This window comes from Brotonthovivens ammoniilytica (assembly GCF_025566885.1).
Taxonomy (GTDB): domain Bacteria; phylum Bacillota; class Clostridia; order Lachnospirales; family Lachnospiraceae; genus Brotonthovivens; species Brotonthovivens ammoniilytica.
In genome coordinates, this window is the sequence record NZ_JAOQJQ010000004.1 from 148,772 (window position 1) to 168,393 (window position 19,622).

18 protein-coding genes are annotated in these 19,622 nt (G+C 42.4%); 5 read left to right on the forward strand and 13 right to left on the reverse strand.

The features are described 5' to 3' along the window. Positions 1–60: 60 nt before the first annotated feature. The 7 genes from OCV88_RS10610 to deoC form a co-directional block, all read right to left on the reverse strand. On the reverse strand, positions 61–1,014 hold the full coding sequence (locus tag OCV88_RS10610; RefSeq protein WP_158425485.1) for a phosphoglycerate dehydrogenase: 954 nt from the start codon (positions 1,012–1,014) through the stop codon (positions 61–63). Positions 1,015–1,026: 12 nt separating this feature from the next. Beyond that, positions 1,027–1,659 carry a bifunctional 4-hydroxy-2-oxoglutarate aldolase/2-dehydro-3-deoxy-phosphogluconate aldolase gene (locus OCV88_RS10615; protein ID WP_158425486.1) on the reverse strand — a complete coding sequence of 211 codons (633 nt, stop codon included), beginning with the start codon at positions 1,657–1,659 and terminating at the stop codon, positions 1,027–1,029. A gap of 53 nt (positions 1,660–1,712) precedes the next feature. Further along, positions 1,713–2,666, reverse strand: a complete 954-nt coding sequence (locus OCV88_RS10620) for a phosphotriesterase family protein (protein WP_158425487.1) — start codon at positions 2,664–2,666, stop codon at positions 1,713–1,715. A 2-nt stretch (positions 2,667–2,668) separates the two neighbouring features. Then, positions 2,669–3,247, reverse strand: a complete 579-nt coding sequence (locus OCV88_RS10625; RefSeq protein WP_158425488.1) for a glucose-6-phosphate isomerase family protein — start codon at positions 3,245–3,247, stop codon at positions 2,669–2,671. Positions 3,248–3,263: 16 nt separating this feature from the next. Beyond that, entirely contained in the window at positions 3,264–4,214 is a 951-nt protein-coding gene (locus tag OCV88_RS10630; protein ID WP_158425489.1) for a shikimate dehydrogenase family protein, read from the reverse strand. A 104-nt stretch (positions 4,215–4,318) separates the two neighbouring features. Next, positions 4,319–5,893: a xylulokinase gene (locus OCV88_RS10635; RefSeq protein WP_158425490.1), complete on the reverse strand. Its 1,575-nt coding sequence runs from the start codon at positions 5,891–5,893 to the stop codon at positions 4,319–4,321. 29 nt (positions 5,894–5,922) lie between these two features. Then, positions 5,923–6,594 carry a deoxyribose-phosphate aldolase gene (deoC, locus tag OCV88_RS10640; RefSeq protein ID WP_158425491.1) on the reverse strand — a complete coding sequence of 224 codons (672 nt, stop codon included), beginning with the start codon at positions 6,592–6,594 and terminating at the stop codon, positions 5,923–5,925. Between the two features lie 264 nt (positions 6,595–6,858). Here deoC and OCV88_RS10645 point away from each other — a divergent pair, with 264 nt between their 5' ends. The 5 genes from OCV88_RS10645 to OCV88_RS10665 all read left to right on the forward strand — a co-directional run bounded on the left by OCV88_RS10645 (position 6,859) and on the right by OCV88_RS10665 (position 12,041). Next, positions 6,859–7,650 carry a DeoR/GlpR family DNA-binding transcription regulator gene (locus tag OCV88_RS10645; RefSeq protein ID WP_158425492.1) on the forward strand — a complete coding sequence of 264 codons (792 nt, stop codon included), beginning with the start codon at positions 6,859–6,861 and terminating at the stop codon, positions 7,648–7,650. Positions 7,651–7,761: 111 nt separating this feature from the next. Then, the gene (locus OCV88_RS10650) at positions 7,762–8,700 is read left to right on the forward strand and encodes a 1-phosphofructokinase family hexose kinase (RefSeq protein ID WP_158425493.1); all 939 of its coding nucleotides are present in this window, start codon (positions 7,762–7,764) and stop codon (positions 8,698–8,700) included. Between the two features lie 18 nt (positions 8,701–8,718). Then, a complete protein-coding gene (locus OCV88_RS10655) occupies positions 8,719–9,357 on the forward strand; it encodes a class II aldolase/adducin family protein (protein ID WP_262591195.1) in 639 nt (212 codons plus the stop codon). A gap of 38 nt (positions 9,358–9,395) precedes the next feature. After that, positions 9,396–10,865 carry a rhamnulokinase gene (locus OCV88_RS10660; RefSeq protein WP_158425494.1) on the forward strand — a complete coding sequence of 490 codons (1,470 nt, stop codon included), beginning with the start codon at positions 9,396–9,398 and terminating at the stop codon, positions 10,863–10,865. Between the two features lie 21 nt (positions 10,866–10,886). Then, a complete protein-coding gene (locus OCV88_RS10665) occupies positions 10,887–12,041 on the forward strand; it encodes a Gfo/Idh/MocA family protein (protein WP_158425495.1) in 1,155 nt (384 codons plus the stop codon). A gap of 117 nt (positions 12,042–12,158) precedes the next feature. Here the strand turns inward: OCV88_RS10665 and OCV88_RS10670 are convergent, their stop codons facing one another. The 6 genes from OCV88_RS10670 to OCV88_RS10695 all read right to left on the reverse strand — a co-directional run bounded on the left by OCV88_RS10670 (position 12,159) and on the right by OCV88_RS10695 (position 19,337). Then, positions 12,159–13,397 (reverse strand): oxidoreductase, encoded by a 1,239-nt coding sequence (locus OCV88_RS10670; protein WP_158425496.1) that lies wholly within the window; start codon positions 13,395–13,397, stop codon positions 12,159–12,161. Positions 13,398–13,622: 225 nt separating this feature from the next. Then, positions 13,623–14,603 carry an ABC transporter permease gene (locus tag OCV88_RS10675; RefSeq protein WP_158425497.1) on the reverse strand — a complete coding sequence of 327 codons (981 nt, stop codon included), beginning with the start codon at positions 14,601–14,603 and terminating at the stop codon, positions 13,623–13,625. 2 nt (positions 14,604–14,605) lie between these two features. Then, a complete protein-coding gene (locus OCV88_RS10680) occupies positions 14,606–16,129 on the reverse strand; it encodes a sugar ABC transporter ATP-binding protein (RefSeq protein ID WP_158425498.1) in 1,524 nt (507 codons plus the stop codon). A gap of 114 nt (positions 16,130–16,243) precedes the next feature. Further along, positions 16,244–17,248 carry a substrate-binding domain-containing protein gene (locus OCV88_RS10685; RefSeq protein WP_158425499.1) on the reverse strand — a complete coding sequence of 335 codons (1,005 nt, stop codon included), beginning with the start codon at positions 17,246–17,248 and terminating at the stop codon, positions 16,244–16,246. A gap of 29 nt (positions 17,249–17,277) precedes the next feature. After that, positions 17,278–18,339, reverse strand: a complete 1,062-nt coding sequence (locus OCV88_RS10690; protein ID WP_158425500.1) for a zinc-dependent alcohol dehydrogenase — start codon at positions 18,337–18,339, stop codon at positions 17,278–17,280. An 11-nt stretch (positions 18,340–18,350) separates the two neighbouring features. Continuing rightward, complete coding sequence (locus tag OCV88_RS10695; RefSeq protein WP_158425501.1) at positions 18,351–19,337, reverse strand: sugar phosphate isomerase/epimerase family protein; 987 nt, start codon at positions 19,335–19,337, stop codon at positions 18,351–18,353. Between the last annotated feature and the right edge of the window lie 285 nt (positions 19,338–19,622).

The window sequence follows — 19,622 nt, forward strand, 5'->3', positions numbered from 1 at the left end:
CAGCCGCCGCATGCCACAGTTTATTTGTGTCACACAGCAGCCGTTCATAGTAGGAGCACATTATTTATTTATAATAAAAGCACACTCATCATTATTTAACACATCAATCAGGTTCTTTATGGCAGCCTTAGCCATGTTCTGGGTTGCTTCTTTTGTATGGGCTCCTGTGTGCGGTGTTGCCACAACATTGTCAAACTCAAACAGCAAAGAATCTTTTGGCGGTTCCTCTTCGAAAGCATCCAGTCCCAGTCCTCCCATCTTTCCGGATTTCAACGCTTCATATGCGGCTGATTCATCAATAATCCCGCCTCTTGAGGTATTAATCAATACGACTCCGTCTTTCATAGCAGACAGAGTTTCTTTATTGATTAAGTGTCTCGTGCTGTCCATCAGCGGAAGGTGCAGACTGATGACATCAGCCTGTGCAATTCCTTCCTCCAGGGAAACTGCCGCTATGTTATGTTCCAAGCAGTATCCTTCATCTATATAAGGATCATAGGCGCAGACCTCCATGCCAAACCCCCGGGCGCATCTTGCCACAACCTTTCCAATAGACCCAAGGCCCAGAATACAGATTTTTTTCCCAAGACACTCAAATCCCGTTGACCGCATCCACCCGCCATTTCTGGTATCCTGATTTAAGTACGGAATTTTTCTTGCAACCGCCAGTATCAGAGCAAAAGCCAGCTCTCCAACAGCTTCTGAATTTACCCCCGGTGTATTTGTTACAACTACTCCATGCCTTGTGGCCGCCGCAACATCAACCCTGTCATATCCGACTCCATATCTTGAAATAACTTTCAGTTTCGGACAGGATGCAATTACTTTTTCTGTGATAAAGTCCAGCCCTGCCACATAACCGTCACAATCCTGAAGTAAAGGAATCAGTTCATCTTCTGTTAACGGACGCCCGGCAGGATTAAAAACCAGATCCTCAGAAAACTGTTTCAGTGTTTCCAGCTCCCGGGACTTTTTACCGGGCTGCAAAGATGTTGGCGTTACTAATATTTTCATGGCAATCCTTCCTTACTTTATAAATGCCACAGCCTGTGCTGTGAGTCTTTCAATTTCATCGAACCGGCCTTCCTTTATCAGGGAATCTTTCACCATCCAGCTGCCTCCGCAGGCGATGATTTTATCAAAAGCAAGAAATTCCTGAATATTTTCTTGGTTGATTCCACCGGTAGGCATAAATCGGATGGAAGGAAACGGAGCCGCAAGAGCTTTAATAGTCGCAAGGCCTCCATACTGTTTTGCCGGGAAAAATTTAACAACTTCCAGACCGTATCCCAGCGCAGTCATTACTTCCGAAGGCGTACATGCTCCCGGAAAAACTGGAATCTCATGTTCTATGGCATATTCAATAACTTCTTTATTGATACCCGGTGAAACAATAAATTCTGCACCAGCTTCTTTTGCACGTTCCGCCTGCTTTGCATTTACAACAGTTCCTGCACCAACAAGCATTTCAGGAAATTCTTTCTTCATAATACGGATAGATTCCTCTGCCGCATCTGTACGGAATGTTACTTCTGCTACCGGAAGTCCTCCTCTGCACAGCGCTTCCCCCAGCGGCTTTGCATCCTCCACTCTGTCCAGCTTTACAACGGGAACCAATTTTCCTGCTTCTAATACAGGTAATAATTTTGTCTGATTCATTTATGTACAGGGACTGTTCAAGCAGTCCCCTCCCCCTTTCTCCTTGCGTTTTATCAATAGGTGAGCACTCTGATACAATTTTGCCTTGAAATTTTTTCTATCTGCGTTTTTGTAATTCCAGAGCGTTTCATTGTTTCAATAAATGTGTTCAGGATATAATCAAGTCCAACTCCTTTGGGATTATAAGATTTCAACCGTTCACGGGTAGTGTCCAGCGAAAACAGCAGCTGATCTTCATAGCCGTCATCTATCAGCGTCCGAAAAATAGAAGCCTCCTGTTCATCGCTGTGGTATTTATATCTTCCAATAGTATCAAATTCCAGATAAACTCCAGCCTTCAGAATCTTTCGGTGAATATTAAGATCTTCTATGGCCCGGTCCATATGGCAGAAAACCAGATGCTTTGGATTCATCCCAAGGTTCAGCAGATACTCAAGAAGCAGTACTGGATCCGAACCCTTTTCTATATGTACCATCATGCTCCGTCCGGTATTTATGGAGGCTCTGGCGCAGGAGCGAAACAGTCTTTTATACTGCAAAGACAGATTTTCCGTATCCAATGCACATTTTATAATTCCGGCCTTCTGTTCTCCCGTTTCCCCGGATATCACGGTCTCACAATGTCTGTCTACACCTTCCGTCAGTTCTCTGACAAAAAATTCTTCCAGTTCTTTTTCACCTGTACGGAATATCCAGTGTTCCTCAGGATAAAACTGCATTTTATGAAATCCGGTAGAACAGATAATATGAACTCCTGACGCTTTTGCTATTTCCGCCAGCCCTTCCGCCATACGGCCGCATCCTCCGGGCTGGGCATCAATCAGTGTTGTCCCTCCGGCTCGTTTGTAACCTGCCGCTTCACGGGCAGAGGCATCTACATCCTCCATCCAAAGCGCCGGATGAACCTGATAAGATTTTCCTTTCCGAATCAGCAGATGTTCATGAAACTGGCAGAACCGGATATCAGATGGCTCTATTTTTCCTGTTACCGATATCATTTCTCTCATTGCTATTTCCAGTTTGGATTGTCAACTACTGCAGGTTTTCCGTCCTCATCCACGATCATTTTATGATAGCCCTTTGTTTCAATAGTTCCATAATCATGACCTGCATCAGCGCCGAATACATAAAAGGTTCTTAAAGGTTTATCCCCGGTATTAACGGTCCGATGGGCATAGCGCCTTGGCACATAAACTACTTCCCCTTTTTTCAACGGCATTTCAATGGTATCTCCCTCCGGATTTTCCATTACCATAAATCCCTCTCCGTCCAGCATATAGTATACTTCTGCTGTTTCCAAAATAGTATGAAAGTGGCCTTTCGTCATAAAATACTCACTGCCGACTTTTCCCGGATACAAAATAGTTGTTCCAAAGGCAAGGTCTCCGGCCCTCTCCGGGCAGCCCAGTTCATGCCATTCGTAAATAACAGGATCTTCATTCTTTAAAATTTCCTCTGCTGCCTGTACATCATGATACATATCCTTCATCTGTGACAATGTTCTTTTGCTTGACTCCGCTGTTTCGGATTTTCCTGTCTTCAGATCAAAATCTACCAGAAAACTGCTGTCCCAATTGAACTGATTCATGTTATCTTCCTCCGTCTTATTTCTGTGACTGAACTTTTTTAGCAATTTCGCTTAATTCATTTAAAATTTCACCTTCTATCGGCAGATGGAAAACCTCTGATATTACCTGAGTCCACCCGTGGATAAAGTAAATCCAGCCGTCCTCTACATGAAGCCTTTTATCTCTTTTCTGTGCATCTGCCTGATCTTTAAATACAAGATTTCCCCTATAGTTGATTTCCCACACAAGGCTGTCTTTGGGAAACTGGCAGTCATCTGTCAGCGGTGAACCCGGAGCATCCTTTCCAAGTCCGGTGGCATTCACAATCAGAGAATGGGGTTTTAAAGATGCAAGGGTTTTATCATTGTCAGCCGGAGAAGGATTATGGATATATTCCATTTTTGTGGCAGGATTCAGATCTTTCAGCAATTCTTTTGCGGATTCAAGTCTTGGCACACTGCGGTTTGCTATAATAATTCTGCCTGGAACATTATCACCGAATTTTTCCTGGGTCAGATACATGGACATTGCCAGAGAACTTCCCCCCGCTCCCAGCAGGAGCACATCCCCGTCATAGGTTTTCCAATAATCAGCAGGAACAAAGTTTTCCAAAGCAAGTCCGCTGGAAATAGGATCTTTCGCATGTCCGCACAGTTTTCCGTCTTTTTTAGAAATAGATGATATTTCCCCTAATGACACAGCATACGAATCCAGATATTCAAACTGGTCCTTGCAGGCATGATACAAATCTATTTTATGTGTTGTAACCAGTGCGCCTAAAGACAGCGGATCATTTTTAATAAATTCCACCGCCTCGCGGTACTCTTCCGGTGAGGAATGCGGCTTAAAATCAATCCCTTTAATCACCGCATCTTTCAGTCCCAGCGCTTTTGCCCATTCCGGAAAAACCCGCATAATAGATGACTGAGTAGTTGTTACACCAATGAAATAGATGGTTGGCTGTACTGCCGTCACATAACTGTTCATAAGTCCTTTTCCTTTCTTGTTTTATATCTTTTATTATTATTTATTGTTATTTTATCATTTATTTTATTGTTATACAATATTATTTTTTGTTTTTTATGTTGTTTTTATATTGTTTTTTGTTCTTTTTCAGCTATTTTATTTGTATTTTTTAAACAATCCCCCATAATCGCCATATAATGCGCAAATTTTCGATGCAGCTCATAATATGTCCGGTATTCACAGGTCTTCTCAGAATCCGGCTCCTGAATACTTTCCACTACATGAATTTCATCCAGCCGGTCATATGACTTCCAGTATCCCAGTCCATAGGCAGCCAGCGCAGCAGCTCCCAGGGATGCCGCATCCTGATCCACCACTGTTTTTATCATGCGCATTCCAAACACATCGGCAAACATCTGTCTCCATACCCGGCTTTTGCTGCCTCCGCCCACCAGCAGCATTTCATGAATATCCGGCTGATATTTTTTCAGAACCAGCATTGCATAATACAAATTATAAGTAATGCCCTCCATAGCAGAACGCACCATATCATTCCTGTTATGGCCCAGCTTCAGCCCGATATACCCGCCGCAGATATCCGGGCTTTCTTCAATCATGGCTCCTCCGGCAAAACTCGGATTGAAAATCAGTTTATTAGCGCCAATGGGCGACTCCGTAACCATTTTGTTCATTTCGTCATAAGCGTCATCTATTTCCTCTGTTTTTTCCTTTTCCACCAGGTCCGGACAAATACAATCCCTTACCCAGCGAAAGCTGTTTCCTGCCGAGAAAATACTTGTAGCTGATGTATAAAGTCCCTCCACGCAATGTTCAAACACAAAAGGAAGATATTGTCTGTCTAATATGGGCTCTTTTGCGATAACCGCAATCCAGCTGGATGAGCCAAGAGACGTATAGGTTCTTCCATGTTTAGTCCCCTTTGCCCCGAGAGCCATACAGGAATTATCCACACCGCCGCAGATTACTTTTGTTTCCGTTGTCAGTCCCAGTTCTCTGGCAGGCCCTTCCAGAAGATTACCCACCACTCCATGAGACGGTATAATTTCCGGCAGAAGCTTTTTATCAATCCCGGCTGTCTGTATATATTCATCTACATAAGCTCTCTCCTTTAAGCTGTATACACCACTGCCGGAAGCATAGGAATAATCAGTATATGCCTTTCCTGTCATCACAAAGTTACAGTAATCCTTAGAACCCAGTATTTTATATGTTTTTTGATACAATTCAGGTTCTGCATCCCGATACCACATAATTTTAAAAACAGAATAGCATTCCGCCGGAAATCCATTTCCGGTACACATATACCAGCGGTCATAATCCGTCTTCTTAAAAAATTCTGCCGCCTGTCTGCCAGCCCGCTTATCTGACCAGATAGGCGTATAGCTTCTCAATAACGTTCCGTCTGCCGCCACAGGTACAACCCCCAGAGAATGTCCCGAAATAGCCAGCCCCTTTACCTCTTTGGGCGAAGTGTTTGTCTTTTTCATTAACAATCTTGTGGTTTCTACAATCCCGTTCCACCAGTCTTCTGGTTTCTGTTCATGGATATCACTGCCGTCATAACGGGTTTCATATGCCTGAAACGTATGAACCAGGGAAGTTCCTTCCACATCAAATAAGGAGCTTTTTATTCCGCCTGTCCCTAGATCATATGCAATAATTTTATCTTTTTTTTCCATAACCATTCCTCTCTGCCTGCCGCCTTCATTCAGGCATCAAAACTGGATACAATCTCCAAAGCAGATCTGGTATTGATTCCAAACCGTTCCACACCCATAGCACACAGTGCATCAAATTCTGCCCTGGTACGGATGCCGCCTGCAGCTTTTACTTTAATTTGACCATCTGTAAGCTGTTTGATTCTGGATATTCTGGACAGATTAGCATCACCCGGCACCCATCCGGTGCCGGTTTTTAAAAAATCAGCTCCCGTCTGGAGCACCAGACTGCAGGCGTCTTCCATTTCCTCATCCGTCAGACAATTTAACTCAATAATTACTTTTGTCAGCACATGTTCAGGCGCCAGATCAATGAGCTGTTTCAACTCATTTAATACATAATCATATTCTTTATTTTTAAATTTCCCCACATTCATCACAATGTCCATTTCCTGTACGCCATCTTTGATCAGTTCCTGGGCTTCCAGCAATTTTACACTTGTTTTATGAGCTCCCCCTGGAAAACCTACAGGAGCTCCTACATAAATATCCGGTTCATCCTTAAGCAGCCCGCTCACTGTTTTGGTCCAGCACGGAAGTGAATGTACATTTATAAAGCTATACTTCTTTGCAATTTTTACCACTTCCTCTATATCCGCCTGGGAATGATGTGTACGAACCGCACTAATATCAATCATTCTGGCAGCTTCTTTTGACGTCATAACTGTCACCTCAGTCTTTCCTGTTTTATTGTTTTGAAAAGGGTAATTTGTTTTTTGATTCGTTCCAATTATAATTATATGATCACTTTTCTATAAAATCAATATTTGTTTTACCATTTTATAATTTGTTCGTTCAAATTTCTGACAATTGTGGTATTATAGATACAGAATCTATCTGATCTGCTATAAAAAATGATCCAAATTGACACTGATGCTGCGCCTAACTATAATGAAATAAAAAAACACACAGAAAGGGTCCATAGAATGTACAGCATCGAACGAAAAGCAGAAATTCTTAAGTTTCTAGAGCAGGATGGAAAAATTGAGGTAAACATACTGGCAGATCAGTTTCACACCTCCAGAGAAACCATCCGAAGAGATTTAAAAGATCTAGAAGCACAGGGCGCACTTACCAGGACGCACGGAGGCGCTGTCTCTATTAAATTGCAGGATACACAGTCAGATTCCCCCATTCATGAATATCCTCTGGAGGTCAGGGGTATTCAAAATTACATGCAAAAACAGGAAATCTGCAAAAAAGCGGTTTCTTTTATCCAGGACGGCGATACCGTTTTTGTGGACAACAGCTCCACTACTATGTATCTGGCACAGTTTCTTCCCCCAAAGCTTCATGTTACCTTTATTACTAATTCCATAAAATTCCTGGCAGAGGCTTCCCGCTGTGACTGCACAAACAAACTGTTTATCTGCCTGGGCGGGCTTTATAATCCTAAAAATTTGTCCACTTATGACAACGCTTCCATGGCCGGCAGCGATTATTATCCTGACAAATGTTTTATATCCTGTGCCGGAATCAGCTCAGAGCGTATGCTGACCGACACAAGTATTCATGAAGTCAGCACTAAAAAATATATGATTGATGCTTCCAAAGAGGTGTTTCTTTTAGCCGATCACACAAAATTTGAAATTAACGGCCAGTTTTTTTTAACTGATTTTGACAGCATAGATTACATTATTACGGATTCTGAGGTAATTCCTGATTCCTGCGTATTTTTGAAGGACACAAATATAAAAATCATTTCCGATCTTAACTGATTTTTCCCGAATGTGTTGATTTTTCTTTTTCTCCATGGTACAATCCAGTCAAACGCAGACATAATGCCACATTTATTGTTTGTTTATGTGGCTTTAAAGGAGGAAAAGCATATGACACAGATACATACGGTAACTCTCAATCCTGCAGTGGATCAAATTCTGTATCTGAATCATTTTCATTCAGAGGTTACCAACCGCCTCACCGGAACAGTCCGGGGACTCGGCGGCAAGGGCACCCATGTATCCATAAACCTAAAGCAGCTTGGCCTTGATAATACCGCATTCGGTATTGTCCACGGAAACACCGGCTCAGAAATTATCCGGATGCTGGAAAATAATGGTATACAGGTGCACTTTCAGCACTTTTCGGATCATGAATCCAGAACAAATTATCTTTTAATCGAGGATGGCGGTATCTGCACCTGCCTTTCTTCCCAAGGCGTTTCTTTATCAGAAGAAAACATTTCTGATTTTATTATCTATATGAAACAGCACATTGATGATGGGGACTACCTGATTCTGTCAGGTGACGCCTCAAATTGTCCCAATGCCTTTGTGTACAACACAATCATGAAGGCATTTCGGGACAGCAATCTAAAAATCTTTTTAGATGCCAGCGGCGAAACCCTGAAGCAATGTATTCTCGAAAAACCCTTTTTAATCAAACCCAATCAGGATGAATTGTCTTACCTCTGCGGTAAAGAATTAAAAACAGAAAAAGATATTCTGCAGGCCCTGCAGTCTTTGGATGTTTATGAAATCCCCATCATTGCTGTTTCTTTAGGAGGCTCTGGATCTATGGTACGTTCAAGATACGGAACTTTCCGCATAAAACCGCCCAAAGTCCAGGTATGCAATACCATTGGATGCGGTGACAGTTTTTTATCCGGCCTGATTTTCGGCGTTTACCAGGGTCTTTCTACAGAAGATACTCTGCGTCTTGCTACTGCAGTTTCCGCAGCTACCGCAGAGTCGAAACTCTCTGTTGGATATGACGCCGGACGGGCGGATGAATTAAAAAAGAATGTTTTCATTGAAAGAATTGATTAAAAGAAAGGAAGAACCGTTATGAATTTATCTTACTATGATATGCGTATAGAAATGTGCCGGGTAGCCAGACTTATGTTTGAACGGCGGCTTACCAACGCCGCCGGAGGAAACTTTTCCGTTCGGGTAGACGAAAACCGTATTCTTCTCTCGCCTTCCATGATGTCAGAAGAGCGGCACTGCGATATGAAACCAGAAGATTTTCTGTTGATAGACTATGATGAAAATATTATTGAGGGAAGCGGCAGATTGTCACGGGAAACACTGATGCATGTTCTGATCTTAAAGAACTTTAAAGAAATCGGCGCTGTCATCCATGCACATCCCTTTTACTGTATGCCCTATGTCGCTTTTGGAAAAGAAATCCCCAATGTAACGGAAGCCACCATGGGCAGGGGGAAGGTTGGAGTCATCCCATGGACCCAGGCCTTTACCGAAGATCTCTCCCGCAACGTTTATGAATACTTTGAGCAGCACCGAGAACTAGCGGTAAAAAAACCCATTGGTGCTATTATGCAGTATCATGGCATTGTCTGCACAGGAGACACCATTTTTAAAGCATACAGCATGCTAGAGCGCATGGAATGCGATGCTTTCTGTAATCTTTCCAAAGGGGCTGTTATGAGCACGGAAGATGTCTGCATTCCAACTTTAAAATAACTGATCAACCTTTTATTTCACCAGGAGACAGGTATTCTATGAATTATCTAGCATTTGATCTGGGAGGCAGCAGCGGCAAATTATTTTTATCAGAATTAAAAAACAACAGACTGACGCTTACTCCCGTTCATCAATTTAAGAACAGGCCCGTTTCTATGGGAAACGGGCTGTATTGGGATTTTATACATATCTATCAGGAACTTATATCAGGTATCCGCAAGGCGGTTGCCCAAACAGAGGATACCATTGATTCTATTGGGTTTGACAGCTTCTGTAACGATTTTGCCCTGATAGATGAGACAGGAAATCTGCTGACACCGGTGCGCTGTTACAGAGATTCCAGAACCGCCAGGTGTCAGGAACACACCTACAGCATTATGTCCAGAGAGGAGTTATATAAAATCAACGGAAATCAAAGTGCTCTGTTTAATACGCTGCTGCAGCTAGACGCTATGGAAACAGAAGGGCAGGGATGGCTGTTAGACAACTGTTACAAGGCCTTATTTTTATCAGACCTTTTGATTTTCTGGCTCACAGGAAAGGCGGTCACAGAATATACAACCGCATCGGTCACTCAGATGTTTGATTTTATCAAAAATGACTGGTCGGAAACGATTCTAAAAAATTATAAAATAAGAAAGTCTCTGTTCGCACCACTTGTTTTTCCTGGTACTGTCATTGGCAGAACCTCTGATTCTTTCAATAAGGACTTAAAAACCAAAGGCTTTTTTGTTTCAAGTGTCTGCCATCATGACACTGCCTGCGCATTTCTGAGTTCTGTCTGCCCCAGACACTGCGCCATTATCAGCTGCGGAACCTGGAGCCTTGTAGGTACGGAAACCGCTTATCCAATTATCACAGAAGAAGGCTTCCTTTCCAATATCGCAAATGAAGGCGGTTATGCTGGGCATCACCGTCTTCTTCGTAATGTTATGGGCACCTGGATCATACAGGAAATCCTGCATCAGTTAAACCACAGCGAAGAAGCTTATACCTACAGCAGACTTGATAGTGAAGCAGGAAACTGCACAACACTAGACTGTTTTATTGATGCAGATGCTGAGATCTTCTATCAGCCAGAGAATATGATAGAAAAGATTCACAGCTTCTGTATGGAGCACTATCAGACAGCTCCCCGCACCACTGGAGAACTAATATTTTGTGTTTATGCCAGTCTTGCTTTTAAATATCGGCTGGCTATTGAAAAGCTGGAGCAAATTACACAAACCCCCCTCCCGGTCATTAATATCGTAGGCGGAGGTTCTCAAAGTTCACTGATGTGCCAGCTTACTTCGAATATCTGCCGGCGGCCAGTAGCAGCCGGTCCTGCAGATGCCAGCGCTCTTGGCAATATTCTTGTCCAGATGATTGCTTCCGGAACAATTTCCTCTGTTTCAGAAGGCCGCAGACTTATCAAAAACAGTTTTCCCGTAAAACACTATAAGCCGGATGTTTCTTCACATTGGGAAAAACTGTACCAGGATTTTATTCTTAAATTTCACTTTTAAACTTAAAGGAGGTTCCTATCCATGAAAACTTACAGAACCGGTGTGGTTGGCACCGGATTTATCGGACAGGTGCATATAGAAACAGTCCGCCGTCTTGGAAATGTACAGGTTGTTGCATTAACAGACAAATTTCAGGCGCAGGAAAGAGCTCAGGCTATGAATGTTCCCGCCTGGTTTGAAGATTATAAAGAAATGATTGATACTATGCAGCTTGATATGGTCCACATCTGTACCCCTAACAATACACATTTTGAAATTGCAATGTACGCTTTGTCTCATGGGGTTAATGTTATCTGCGAAAAACCAATGACTACCACGGTGGAAGAAGCCCGGATACTTGTAAAAAAAGCCGAAGAAACCGGACTTGTAGCCGCCATAAATTTTCATAACCGTTTTTATCCTATGACAAACCATCTGATGCATATCATCCGCGACGGTGAACTTGGCAGTATATTTTCCATTTCAGGAAGCTACTGTCAGGACTGGCTGCTGTATGATACTGACTACAGCTGGCGCCTGAATACAGAAGAATCAGGCGCTACACGTGTCATTGCAGATATTGGTTCCCACTGGATGGATCTTGCGGAATTTGTCAGCGGCCAGAAGATTACAGAAGTATGTGCTGACTTTTCTACAATACATCCGTTCCGCAAAAAACCCAATAAAACCGTTCTGGCCTTTTCATCTGAAACATTCAGTGAAAGCGATTATACCGAAATTCCTGTTCATACGGAAGATAACGCCAGTGTTATGTTCCGCTTTGAAAATGGTGCAAAAGGAATCGCATTTTTTTCACAGGTAATTGCCGGAAAATCAGTAGCCATTGATCTCCAAATCGGAGGCTATAAACAATCTGCCCAATGGAACAGTGCAGATGTCAACAGTCTTGTTTTAGGGCAGCGGGATAGGGGCTGTACAAAAATCGAAAAAGGAACCGCCACTGTACATCCTGCCACACTTCCCCTGGTGGCTTATCCCATCGGGCACGCAGAAGGCTTTCCGGATGCATTTAAACAATGCTTCAAAGAAGTGTATGAAAGTATTGAACAGAAAGACAAAACCTGGAATTACGCTGATTTTAAAGATGGGCTGCATGAAATGATACTCTGTGAAAAAATCTTTGAAAGCAATGAAAAGCAGCAGTGGATTTCCATTGAAAAAGGTTCCAATTCATAATTAAACACTGCATCTGCAAAACAGGTCCTTCCCAACAGATAAAGCTCCCGATTCTTAAAACCGGGAGCTTTATCTGTTTGATACCAGAGGGAGGTATCTACATGTATTAAGCACAATTTAAGTATGATGAATTTTTAAGTTACCTTTTTCTTTTCTGGTGCGCACCAGCTCTTCATGAGCACTCTTATCGTAGACAACACATCCTACTTTGCTCTGCTGTATCAGCAGTTCCAGACAGCGGTCGCACAGGAGACAATAGTTAATATCATCTGTCTTTCCCTCCCGCACTTTTTTCGGCAGAAACGGATCTGCAAAAGACTGTCTTCCAAGTCCGATCATATCGCAAATATCATTCTCCACACACCAGGTTCCATAGTTTAACAGATTACTGTCTTCTTCCGTTACTGCGCAAAGGCCATTTTTTCCGCTTCTAAACGGTGAAAAATTGGATCCGATTACTACAGTTTCCGGTTTTAATACTTTCTTAAACTCTTTTGCCCAGTACTGATGCAGATATGCAAAATAAGGCACATGACGGTCAGCCTGCGTCAAACTAACAGTAATGGAAGGACTTCCGGCTGATTGTACAATATAGCTTGCTCCCCGCTCTTCCAGTCCTTTAATCAGCTCAAGTGGTTCCGTCAGATCCATAATTGGAGAATCAGGTCCTTCTGTTCCAAAACCGCCGGGGAAACCTTCCCATGCTGAAATCTTAGATCCTACCAGAAAGTTTTTATCTGGTATTTCCTTACGAATCCGTTCCATCAATTCATACGGAAACCTAGTTCTGTTTTCCCAGCTTCCTCCATATTTCCAGTCACGATTATTATATGGCCGTATCATCTGAGAGCCGAAATATCCATGACAGAGCTTTAAATCAATTCCGTCAGCCCCTGCATTGTATGCAATCTTAGAGGCTGTAACAAAATCATCCATGATGCGTTCTACATCCTCTTCTGTCAAAAGCTCTCCACCGTATCCGGGCAGTGAATTAGGGGTTACCCTTCTTGAAAATGAAGGATTTGAAAGCTCCCCGGAATGTGTCAGCTGGAACACGATCAGAGACTTAGGATTGGCTTCATGAACGCGGTCCATAAACTTTGTAAGAGGCTTTTCATTCTGAGGCATAATAGTCAGCTGATTATCTCTGGCTCTGCTTTCTCTGGTAACGGTAATAGCCTCTAGTGTAATCAGTCCCGCCTCTCCTGCAGCCAGGTCACAATACCGCTGCGTAGTCTCCTCAGACGGATTCCCTGACGCATCTTCTGAGTTACACTCCATTGCCTGTACAAAAAAACGGTTCTGAGCTACTCTGGGCCCTATCTTTACAGGTTCAAGTAATTTTTCGTATGCCATGTCATTCCTCCTGTTGCATCTATATTTCTATTTATTTTTGTTTATGTGGTTATTTTACCACTTTTTTCAGTTTTTCACAACCTTTATTTGCTTATTTATGACTGTTTTTATCTGTTTGTGTGGTTATTCAGTTCACATCTGATATATTCATACACAACTTAATCTCTACATTGTCCATCACCAAAAACAGCGCCGAAACACACTTGCCCGGCGCCGCTCTCCCTCCTAAATTTCGTCCTTTTTCTGAAGCAGTACGGCAACAATAATAATTGCACCCTTAATAGCATTAACAAGAAATGCACTTACCCCCATAAGATTCAGGAAATTATTTACAATTGCCAGAATAAAAATACCAAACAGAACGCAGACCATTTTTCCCCGGCCGCCCTTCATGGAGACGCCGCCGATAACAGCCATGGCAATGGCATACATCTCATAAGAGTTTCCGGAGGAGGATGCGTTAATAGAATTCATACGGGAAGCTTCTATAACAGCTGCAATGCCCACAGACGCCCCCATAATGATAAATGCACAGACCTTTACTTTGCTTACACTGATACCTGAAAGCTTAGAGGCTCTGGCATTGGAACCTACAGAATAAATGTGGCGTCCGGTTTTTGTATATCTTGATATGTAAAAATATACGATAAAAACGATAAAGAGATAGATAATCGGCATAGGAATGGGCCCCAGACTGGAATTGGAAATTTTAGAAAAAGCACCAACTTTGCCATAAAATCCACCGCCATCCATAAAGTACTGGCATACCGACCGGTAAATATACATAAATCCCAGCGTTACTACAAAGGACGGAACATTTCCCTTGGCCACAATAAGCCCCATACAGGCCGAAAACCCTACAGCGCATCCAATAGCCACAATTACAGCCAAAACCACATTATTTGTCCTGTTCAAAACCCCCAGACAGATTGCCCCCACAGCAACCAGCTGGGAACCTACAGACAAATCAATTTCTCCTACAATTATCACAAAGGCCATACCAAGAGCAAGAATGCCAAGTACAGCATTATTCCTTAACACGTTAATTATATTTGCTGCAGAAAGAAAATTACTTCCCTGAAAAATTGACGCCACGATAAAAATAATAATTGTTACAACAATTACACTATATCCGGAGAAAAACTTCCTGAAACTTCCTACAACACCGGCATTTACAGCCGGATTTACCTGAGTTTTATTTCCCATTTTCAGTCTCCTTTGTTCAAATTCGCCCCGGTTGAAAGAATCATAAGCTCTTCTTCACTCAGCTGCTCCCGCTCCAGGGTTCCGTTCAGTTTTCCATGATACATAACTTTCACTCTGTCACACAGTTTCATAATCTCCTGGGCTTCCCCGGAAGTTACAATTACAGCCGTACCGGCCTTCGCAATCTCAAAAATCTCATTATAAATCTCATTTTTGGCTCCGATATCTACCCCCTGGGTAGGATTACACAAAATCATAACATCCGGCATAGCATACATCCATTTCGCCAGAATTACTTTCTGCTGATTGCCGCCGGACAAGCTGGTAATTAAATCTGTGAATTTACCAAGTTTGATATGCAGCACATCTTTATATTGAGATGCAACCTCATTTTCTTTCTTATGATTTAAGTAGATACCGCGGATACATTTATCAAGCGCTACAATCGTCATATTCTCGGTTATACTCAAATCCTTGATAATTGCATTTTCTTTTCGATTTGACGGTAAAAATCCTATTTTCTTTTTTGCTGCCTGTTTCGGAGACCTGATCTTTACCTCTTCTCCTCTCAGAAACACCTTACCTTCCTCTGAGCGAATATCACCAAACAGACATCGAACCAGCTCCTCTTTTCCATCTCCTAAAAGTCCGGTAAAACCAAGAATTTCTCCCTTATGTACTTCAAAGGATATATTCTGAAAATATTTTCCGGCTGAAAGATTTTCCACTTTCATTACTACTTCCCCTGTTTTCCGGGGTTTATAAATTTCCAGGCCCTGCACCTCTCTGCCCACCATCATTTTTGCAATTTCTTCTGGAGTAATCTTTGTTCCATCTTCTTTTTCAATACTTCCTGAGGAAATCTTTTCCCCGTTTCGCAAAACCGTATATTGATCACAAAATTCTACAACCTCTCCCAGTTTGTGGGAAATAAATATAATCGTTACGCCGTCGGCTGTCAGCGTCCTCATAATCCGGAATACATTTTCAATCTCCGGCACTGAAAGAGATGTTGTAGGTTCATCCATTATGATAATCCTGGCTTTTCGAAGCAATGACTTGGCGATCTCTAGAATCTGCTTTGAGGATGCCGTCAGATCCCCCACCATATCTGCAGGATTCAAAGATACATTCATCCGGTCAAACACTTCCTGTGACTGCCTGCACATTTCATCCTTTAAAAGAAATCCCCATTTATTTCTCAGCTCATATCCAAGAAACATATTTTCATATACCGGCATATCATTTACGACATTTAGTTCCTGATGGATAAAAGCAACTCCGTATTCCTGGGATTCTTTTGTACTGGAAATGGCCGCTTCTTTTCCAAAAAGCTCAATGTTTCCGGAATCCATAGGAATGACACCGCCAAGTATATTCATCAATGTTGATTTTCCGGCTCCATTTTCTCCTAAAAGACCATGAATTTCGCCGGTTTTAACTTCCAGTGTCACATTTTTAAGCACTGGGGCCGCACCGCCGAAGCTTTTCACGATATTACTCATTTTTATCGCTAATTCTGCCATCTTTTTACCCTCAATTTTTGTAAAAACATTACCCTATTTGAATAGATACCCAAGGGAAGCGCCCCCTTGGGTATCTGCTATACTTACCAATCTTAACGCTTTGGCATATATTTTTTAGTATGGTGCATCCGGATCAAATCCAATAGATTCTTTCCACTCGTCCATATTATCAGCAGAAATTACAACTGCCTCTTCAATTGTTTTCGCATCATGTGTTTTACCTTCTGCAACATCAACAGCAATCTGGATTGCATCACAGATCATACTTGGATAATAACTTACTGTTGCGATTGGGAATGCACTGTCTTTGATTTTGTCAAGATATACACTTGCACCGCCGCCTGCTGCATAAACAGCTTTAATGTCTTTACGGTTTGCTTCGTTAATTGCCTGAAGGATACCTACTCCCTGCTCATCATCCACGCAGAATACAGCATCCAGTTCAGGATTAGACTGGAGGACATCACTCATCAGTTTCAGTCCGTCTTCCTGAGAAGCGCTCTCAGAAGCATATTCATTTACGATGTTAGCTTCCGGTGCAATTTCTTTTAATCTTTCTTCAAAAGCTGCTTTACGCTCTTCTGCAATATTACCCCAGCTTGTTACAGAGCAGACTGCAACATCAAACTCTTTGCCCAGTGTCTCTACCATCCAGTCAGCTCCTGCAGAACCACATCCCGGGTTATCTCCTGCAAGATAATAATCAGGCTCTGTAGCTCCTAATGTACGATCAAAGTTCACCAATGTAATACCCGCATCTTTCACAGTCTGTGCTGCAGTGGCAAGCTCATCATTAATCGGAAGCAGAACGATAACATCCGGTTTCATAGAGATCAGATCGTCAATCTGGTTCGCCTGGTCATTGGTGCTTTCAGCCTGAACCAATTTATAATTCAGGTTATTGTCTTTACAATACTTTTCTGCATAGTAGGTAACTGCAGCTGTCCATCCGGTAGATGCCTTCGGTACAGAAATACCAACCATAGCGCCTTCTTTCTTTTCCTCCTGCGCTGCTTGGGAGCCGGCAGATGCCTTACCTCCATCGTCTGATTTTCCACATCCTGCAAAAACCCCAACACACAGAATGCCTGCCAGTAAAACTGCCAATACTTTTTTCATGTTACTTCCTCCTTTTTATTAATACGTATTTAAAAATACTTACGCTCTGTTAATTCCGGACAAACAAATACCTTTATCAGATCTTTATTTGTCTTCAGTTCTTCTAACGCCTGCTGAAGTTCAGCTAAAGGAACTGCCATAGAAAACATTTTCTGTGGTTTTATAACTCCGTAACGCAGCAGCGTAATTGCCTCAGCCCAGTTATTCCCGATACCTGCGCAGGAACCGCTGACTTTCTTTTCTCCCAGAACAAATTCATATGGTTCAAGATTTGCTGATGCATCTTCTGCACAGATTCCAAAAGCCTCCAGTTTCCCGCCTCTTCGAAGCATTTTAAATGCCTGTTCATAGGTTCTTGGATTTCCCACAGCTTCTATTACATTATCGACGCCCACACCTTCTGTGATTTTCATAATCTCCTCTACAGGATCCGTCTGACTTGCATTAATCACAAAATCTGCGCCCATCTCCTTAGCAATTTCAAAACGCTTCTCATCTGCATCTGTACCAATTACAATAACAGGTGCGCAGCCTCTTGCTTTGGCTGCCTGCGCATGGAGAAGACCCAGTCCGCATCCAATTACCGCCACACTAGAAGCAATAGGCGCATTCATTCTCTGCGCTGCATGTACCACTGCCGTCAACGGTTCTACAAAGGCTGCTGTAAAATCATCCATATCATCCGGCAGCTGATAGCAGTTTTTCCAGGGCGCTTTTACGTATTCCGCGAAGCCTCCATTGGTATGTGTTCCAAGCTGTGTGAATGATTCGCATAAGAGACCATCTCCATGCCTGCAGAAATAGCAGGTTCCGCAGGTGAGACAGATATCTACTGCCACACGGTCTCCCGGCTTTACTCCTCTGGCATTTTTTCCGGCCTTCTCTACAACACCCCAGAACTCATGCCCTGTAATCAACGGCAGTTTATCTTTTGCATATTTTCCTGTATAAATGCTTGTATCGGAACCGCAGATGCCGCATACTTTAACTTTAATTAATACTTCGTCATCATTAATCTCCGGCACCGGCACTTCCATATACTCCATTTGATACGGAGCTTTTACAATCTGCGCTTTCATCATTTCCGGCATATCTGTTCCTCCTAATCGCATGGCTGATTAAAAATCTTATCCCGTCTTCCTTCATATGGCGCTTTAATAATTAACGGTTTTAAATAAGCCGCAACCTTTTCCACCCCATCTCCGACACTCATGGTTACATCCTCATGCTCATAGCTTAATACATAGTCATAACCAACCATTGACAGCTCCGTAATAACTTTCTTCCATTCAACATCACCCCAGCCGGGGATTCTGAAACGGAATGCTTTATCCAGACGCTGCCAGTCTCCCTGCATCAGGATACCTCCCCGCTGAATATTATGCCTTACTACTTCCGCATCTTTAGCATGTACATGGAAAATCCTATCTCCCAGCTCATCTATAAAGTTCTCCACCAGCATTCCACCGGTAGCCATAATATTGGCCGGATCCAGATTGAAACCAAAGTTAGGATGATAATCCAATAACTCAAGGGCTCGTTTTGCCGTATTCAAATCATATATAATGTTGTTTGGATGAGGTTCCATTGCAAATTTAACCCCATATTCTTTGAACTTATCCAGAATTGGAAGGAATCTCTCTACAAACAGTTTTTCCATATCACTCCAGCCATTTGCACTTGGAAACGGAAAATACCTGCCCCAGTTTGTAACGCCTGTAAAACCATTAACAACGGGAACTTCCAGTGCATTTGCCGCCTGGGCAGTTTTTAAAAGACTTTCCGTTCCATATTTTATCTTTTCCTCCGGTGTCCCTTTAAAAATTCCATCGGTATCTTCTGTATGAGGCCCCAGAATTAACAACGAATCTGCATGATTAGACAATGCGGAAATTCCAAGTCCATAGCTCTTAATCATTTTTCTGAGCTTAACTGCATGATCTCCCTTCAGCAGCTCCTCACAGTCCAGCTGGCCATTGTCAACATATGCCGGAATTTCCAGCATTTCATAGCCTCCTGAACTTGCAATCTGTGCCACCTCCTCAATGGAAAGGTGCGCATAGTTTGCTGTAAAAAACCCAAGCTTCATGAATAAACTCCTTTCGCTTATACTTTACTACCTGCTCCTGTTCTTCGTCCGGCTTATTCTTGTCAACATTAGACAACTTTTTTCATCCATCCAAAGATTCTCTATACCCTTTTCACAATTATAGTATTACATTTATTGGTACGTGTCAATATTTAATGTGTGATTTTTTTACTTTCTTTTGTTTAATTTACATAACACACAGACAAAATCCGCATGTTACTCAGCAAATTTCCATCACTTCTGCAATATTGTCACACTTTTATTATTTACTATTTTGTTTTTTCT